The sequence below is a fragment of the Mesorhizobium sp. M7A.F.Ca.US.006.04.2.1 genome, assembly GCF_004022915.1.
Taxonomy (GTDB): Bacteria; Pseudomonadota; Alphaproteobacteria; order Rhizobiales; family Rhizobiaceae; genus Mesorhizobium; species Mesorhizobium ciceri.
In genome coordinates, this window is sequence record NZ_RZQA01001376.1 from 1 (window position 1) to 961 (window position 961).

Below are 961 nucleotides of genomic sequence, written 5' to 3' on the forward strand. Positions count from 1 at the left end.
GCGCTGTTCATGGTCGCAACCGTGATCGTCGCGGCTGGATTCCTGTTTCTCACGACGTCGAGCCGCAGCCTGGTTCCCGGGCGGCTTCAGTCGGTCTCCGAGATGGCGTACGAGTTTGTCGGCAACATGTTGCGCGACGCCGCCGGCACGCAGGGCATGAAGTTCTTCCCTCTCGTGTTCTCGCTGTTCATGTTCGTGCTCGTCGCCAATCTGCTTGGCCTGTTCCCCTATTTCTTCACCGTCACCAGCCACATCATCGTCACCTTCGGCCTTGCCGTGCTGGTGATCGCAACCGTGGTCGTCTACGGCTTCATGAAGCATGGTCTTGGCTTCCTGAAACTGTTCGTGCCGCACGGCGTGCCGGTCTTCCTGCTGCCTCTCGTGGTGCTGATCGAAGTGATCTCCTTCGTGTCGCGCCCGGTCAGCCTCTCGGTTCGTCTGTTCGCCAACATGCTCGCCGGCCACATCACGCTGAAAGTGTTCTCCGGCTTCGTCGTCAGCCTGAGCGCGCTCGGCGCGGTTGGCGTCGCCGGCTCGATCCTGCCTCTGGCGATGGCGGTGGCGCTGACGGCACTGGAACTGCTGGTCGCCTTCCTGCAGGCCTACGTCTTTGCCGTGTTGACCTGCATGTATCTCAACGACGCCCTGCATCCAGGGCACTAGGTCCAAAAGTTTCCGGCCCAAAGATTTCCAACATTGGCGCCGGATGGAATCGCAACGGAATTTTAGATCCAAAGGAGTTGAACAAATGGACGCAGAAGCAGCAAAGTACATCGGCGCCGGCATCGCTTGCCTGGGCATGGGTGGCGCGGGCATTGGCCTCGGCAACATCTTCGGCAGCTACCTGGCGGGCGCACTGCGCAACCCTTCGGCCGCCGATGGCCAGTTCGGCCGTCTGATCTTCGGCTTTGCCGTGACCGAAGCTCTGGGCATCTTCTCGCTTCTCATCGCGCTTCTGGCC

Annotated in this window: 2 protein-coding genes; both read left to right on the forward strand. The window is 61.1% G+C overall.

What is annotated here, in order from left to right; genetic code table 11:
• Nucleotides 1-663, forward strand: a 663-nt coding sequence (locus EN925_RS37405; RefSeq protein ID WP_128337441.1) for a F0F1 ATP synthase subunit A, incomplete at its 5' end; no start/stop codon positions are given.
• 85 nt (nucleotides 664-748) lie between these two features.
• Nucleotides 749-961, forward strand: a 213-nt coding sequence (locus tag EN925_RS37410) for a F0F1 ATP synthase subunit C (RefSeq protein WP_127271830.1), incomplete at its 3' end; no start/stop codon positions are given.